Below are 4250 nucleotides of genomic sequence, written 5' to 3'. Positions count from 1 at the left end.
TGTGGCCATCCTTCGAGACGCCCGCCGTTGGCGGGCCCTCAGGATGAGGATCGAGTGCGTTGCGCTGGTTTAAGCGGACACCGGTGCCGCTTAGCCTCACCCTGAGGGACCGCGAAGCGGTCGTCTCGAAGGGCGAGGCGCGCGCTCAGGTCCTTCAAGAACCCATACGCGATTGCCCCGCCGCAAGCGGAATAGATGCGCACCTCCAGCGTGGCAACTAGCCGAATCGCTCCGCGGCCCAGGCATAAAGGCTGCCCGGAATCGGCTTCTCGCCGCCACGGCCCTTGGGCGAGACGTGCAGGCCGATGATGGCGGGGTCGGTGACGAGGCCGAGATAGCTCGAAGGATCGAAGAACAATTTTGGCTCGGCATGGACCGCGTAGAACGACTGCTTCGGCAAGGCGCTTTGCAGCTCGCCGGTGCGGCGGGCCAGCGCGGTGAGCGCGGCCGGGCCGTAGATCGCAACGCGAATATCCGAAAGGCGATTCGAGCCGCCGCGCAGCCGACGCATCATGAAGGTGATGCGATGGCGCAGCGACAGCCAGTCCGGCGTCAGTTCCTCCTGCTCCATCAGCTGCTCGAAGGCGGCAACGATGCCATGCCGGGGCGGCAGATAGAGCACGGAATTGCCGAGCTGGCGCGGCCGCTCCCAAGCGAAATACGGCTTGGCCGGATCGATCTCGACGGGCCTCAACAGCAGCACGTCGGCGTCGAGCCAGAGGCCGAGGCCCTTCGCCATCAGCTTCATGCGGAAGAAATCGCTGAACTGAAGCGTGGTCCAGTCGCGCCAGCTGCCGTCCGGCTGCGGAGGCCGCAGCCGTTCCGAGAACGCGTGCGGCAGGATCGCCTCGGCCTCCGCGTTCGCGACGCCCGCCGGCAGACCGGGAATGGTGTCGAAGCTGTAGACCGTGACCTTGTGGCCGGCAGCCAGCTGCGAGCGCAGACAGGTCTGGCGCAGCGCATCCATCGGGCCATGCCAGAAGGTGACGATCTCGGGCAGCATGCGTGCAGCTATACGGGCAAATCAGAACAAAGAAAAAAGCCCCGGCGCTTGCGGCACCGGGGCTTGAGCGGAAATCTGATATCAGGCCCAGGCGCGTTCGCGCTTGAGCTTCTCCTCGTAGTTGTCGATCGACGCCTTCTTCTCCATGGTGAGACCGATGTCGTCGAGGCCGTTGATCAGGCAGTGCTTGCGGAACGGGTCGATCTCGAACTTGACCTTGCCGCCGTCGGGGCCGCGGATCTCCTGGTTCGGCAGGTCGATCGTCAGCGTCGCATTGGCGCCGCGCTCGGCGTCGTCGAACAGCTTGTCGAGATCCTCTTGGCTGACGCGGATCGGCAGAATGCCGTTCTTGAAGCAGTTGTTGTAAAAGATGTCGCCGAACGAGGTCGAGATCACGCAGCGGATGCCGAAGTCGAGCAATGCCCAGGGCGCGTGCTCGCGGCTGGAGCCGCAGCCGAAATTGTCACCGGCGACCAGGATCTTGGAATTGCGATAGGCGGGCTGGTTGAGCACGAAATCCGGGTTCTCGCTGCCGTCGTCCTTGTAGCGCTGCTCGGAGAAGAGCCCCTTGCCAAGGCCGGTGCGCTTGATGGTCTTCAGGTACTGCTTCGGAATGATCATGTCGGTGTCGACATTGATGATCTTCAGTGGCGCCGCGACGCCTTCCAGCGTGGTGAACTTGTCCATGGTTGCGCTTTCTGGTTCAGGAAGCTGGTATTTATCGCGATCGGACCGGGAATCCTAGGCCGAATTCGGCGGGTCTAGACTACTTGGCCGGTCTGGTCCGGCGTCCGAATTCGCCCTCCCGCCTGCTTGCAGGAGAGACCAGCGAGTGCCTCAGAAGTCGGACGCGATGCCCTTGCGCTCCCAATCGCCGTAGCGGGTGGGCTCGGGCCCCTTCGGACCCTGAAACTCCTTGGCCTTCTCCTTGACCTCGGCGGCCGCAGCCTGCCGACGCGCTTCGGCCTCGGCCAGCGCGCGCTGGGCCGCCGGCGACAGCGGTTTGCGATCGGGAACGGGAGACTGGTCACTCATCGCCGGTCTTTCTAGCGCAGGACCGGGTTCAACGCGACGGCTAATAACGCATTCCTGAAATCGGGCCTGACAGGCTGAAAAAGCCGGAAGTGATTCTTACATTTGGCATATTCGCGTGCGAGAGATCGCGCTCTCAAGGCATGCGCCCCTCGCGGCGGAACTGCCGCTCGCTCAGAACCTTGTTTCCGCATGCCATCTCAACGTTTCGCCCCTCCGTCCGAAGTGCCCGGCCTTGCGGCACGACGGATTGCCGCCGACATCATCGACGGCGTGCTGCACAAGCACCGCACGCTCGACGACCAGCTCGACGGCGGCGGCGCTCATCCCGGACTGAAGACGCTGGCCGACCGGGACCGCGCGCTGATGCGGCGGCTCGTCGCCACCGTGCTGCGCCGGCTCGGCACGCTCGGCCACGTGCTGTCGCGTCTGCTCGACAAGGGCATTCCCTCCGAGGCGCCGCGCGCGCAGAGCGCGCTCCTGATCGGCGCCGCGCAGATCCTGTGGATGGACGTGCCCGATCACGCCGCGGTCGATCTTTCCGTTCGCCTCGTGCAATCCGATCGCCGCGCCGCGCGCTATGCCGGGCTCGTCAACGCCGTGCTCCGCCGCTGCGCGCGCGAGGGCAAAGCCCTGGTCGAGGAGGTCGCGACGCAATCGTTGGACCTGCCGCCATGGCTGCTCGCGCGCTGGAGCGCGCATTATGGCGAGGCGACCGCACGAGACATGGCAGCGGCGCTCAGCCACGAGCCCTCGCTCGATCTCACGGTGAAGTCGGACCCCGCACAATGGGCGAGCCGCCTGCATGGCGAGACACTGCCGACGGGAACGGTGCGGATGCTGCTGCACGGCGCGGTGACGATGCTGCCCGGCTTCGCCGAGGGGCAATGGTGGGTGCAGGATGCCGCCGCTGCGTTGCCGGCCCGGCTGTTCGGTGACGTCAAGGGAAAGTCCATTGCCGACCTCTGCGCGGCCCCCGGCGGCAAGACTGCGCAGCTGGCACTATCAGGCGCGCATGTCACGGCCCTCGACCGCTCGCCCGCCCGCGTGGCGCGCTTGCGCGAGAACCTCACGCGATTGTCGCTCCAGGCCGAGACTGTCGTCGCTGACGCCGTGGAATGGGCCGGCCCGGCCGAGGCCTTCGACGGTGTCCTGGTCGATGCGCCCTGCACCTCCACCGGTACGATCCGCCGTCATCCCGACGTGGCCTGGCTGCGACAGGAGTCGGACATCGCCGCCCTGTCCGTGCTTCAGCAACGGCTGTTGCGAAAGTCGGTGTCGCTGCTGAAGCCGGGCGGGATACTGGTCTATTGCACCTGTTCGCTGGAACCCGAGGAGGGCGAGCAGGCCGTGGCGGCGCTGCTCGCCGCCGAGCCCGCGCTCCGCCGCGTCCCGATCGCGCCATCGGAGGTCGCGGGTCTCGAGGAAATCCTCAACCAGGAAGGCGATCTGCGCACTTTGCCCTCCCACCTGCCGAACGCCGATCCCAGGCTCGGCGGTCTCGACGGATTTTTCGCGGCAAGGCTGGTTAAATCCTGATTTTGCACTGGATTTTGCGACCACGACACTGATTCCACCCGTTCAAGGTGGTGTCAGAGGTTCGATTTTGGGATTAATAAGGATTCGTCGCTGAATCTCTCCCCCATCAAGGCAAAGCGTGTCGGTCGCTCAACGCAGACATATCTCGACGCTGGTCATGAACCGCTTCGCGCGGAACATGCTCGCGCGCGCGAGCGGCGGCCCGATGGCATTGTCGCGGGTCTGGCCAGGCCGTACCGACCGACTGATCATCGCACCGCATGACTTGCGCACCGCGGACGCTACTCGCGCCGCCGAGATCTACGCCGGCCGCTTCGTCTTCGCCGGCAAGATCGTCAATTGCCACGGCCGCTCGATCTTCGATCTCGAGCCTCCGTCGGAGGATTGGGAGGTCGCGCTGCTCGGCTTCGGCGGGCTGCGGCACTTGCGCGCCGCCGACACGGCGCTGACGCGGGCGAATGCGCGCGCGCTGATCGAGGAATGGATCTCGAATCCCGCCAACAAGCGCCGCCCGGTCGCGCGGCGCGCCGACGTGCTGGCGAGGCGCGTGATCTCGCTGCTTTCGCAGGCGCCGCTGGTGCTGAGCGAGACCGACAACAAGTTCTACCGTCGCTACTTGCGCGCGCTGGCTCGCGAGATCCGCTTCCTGCGCTACACCATGGTCGACATTCCGGAC

The 4250-nt window shown here is 65.8% G+C and carries 4 protein-coding genes and 1 pseudogene; 2 read left to right on the top strand and 3 right to left on the bottom strand.

The features are described from left to right. Window positions 1-217: 217 nt before the first annotated feature. The 3 genes from JHD07_RS19870 to JHD07_RS19860 form a co-directional block, all read right to left on the bottom strand. Window positions 218-1003, bottom strand: coding sequence for a hypothetical protein (locus JHD07_RS19870; RefSeq protein WP_291624957.1), 786 nt, complete (start codon window positions 1001-1003; stop codon window positions 218-220). 81 nt (window positions 1004-1084) lie between these two features. Continuing rightward, window positions 1085-1690 (bottom strand): 3-isopropylmalate dehydratase small subunit, encoded by a 606-nt coding sequence (gene leuD, locus JHD07_RS19865; RefSeq protein ID WP_291624956.1) that lies wholly within the window; start codon window positions 1688-1690, stop codon window positions 1085-1087. 150 nt (window positions 1691-1840) lie between these two features. Beyond that, window positions 1841-2038, bottom strand: a complete 198-nt coding sequence (locus JHD07_RS19860; RefSeq protein ID WP_291624955.1) for a DUF1674 domain-containing protein — start codon at window positions 2036-2038, stop codon at window positions 1841-1843. A 189-nt stretch (window positions 2039-2227) separates the two neighbouring features. On the opposite strand from JHD07_RS19860, the gene JHD07_RS19855 reads away from it, so the two are divergent. Both JHD07_RS19855 and JHD07_RS19850 read left to right on the top strand, forming a co-directional pair. After that, window positions 2228-3574 (top strand): transcription antitermination factor NusB, encoded by a 1347-nt coding sequence (locus JHD07_RS19855; RefSeq protein WP_291624953.1) that lies wholly within the window; start codon window positions 2228-2230, stop codon window positions 3572-3574. A 157-nt stretch (window positions 3575-3731) separates the two neighbouring features. After that, window positions 3732-4250: pseudogene (locus JHD07_RS19850) on the top strand (heparinase); the annotation flags it as partial.

It is taken from the genome of Bradyrhizobium sp. (assembly GCF_016462955.1).
Taxonomy (GTDB): Bacteria; Pseudomonadota; Alphaproteobacteria; order Rhizobiales; family Xanthobacteraceae; genus Bradyrhizobium.
The sequence above is the reverse complement of the archived record's forward strand: the minus strand, read 5'-3'. Positions and strand labels throughout refer to the sequence as shown.

Bases quoted from the DNA above. Each gene is read 5' to 3' on its own strand.
- JHD07_RS19855 (WP_291624953.1), top strand. From the start codon at position 2,228: ATGCCATCTCAACGTTTCGCCCCTCCGTCCGAAGTGCCCGGCCTTGCG.
- JHD07_RS19860 (WP_291624955.1), bottom strand. From the start codon at position 2,038: ATGAGTGACCAGTCTCCCGTTCCCGATCGCAAACCGCTGTCGCCGGCG.
- leuD (WP_291624956.1), bottom strand. From the start codon at position 1,690: ATGGACAAGTTCACCACGCTGGAAGGCGTCGCGGCGCCACTGAAGATC.
- JHD07_RS19870 (WP_291624957.1), bottom strand. From the start codon at position 1,003: ATGCTGCCCGAGATCGTCACCTTCTGGCATGGCCCGATGGATGCGCTG.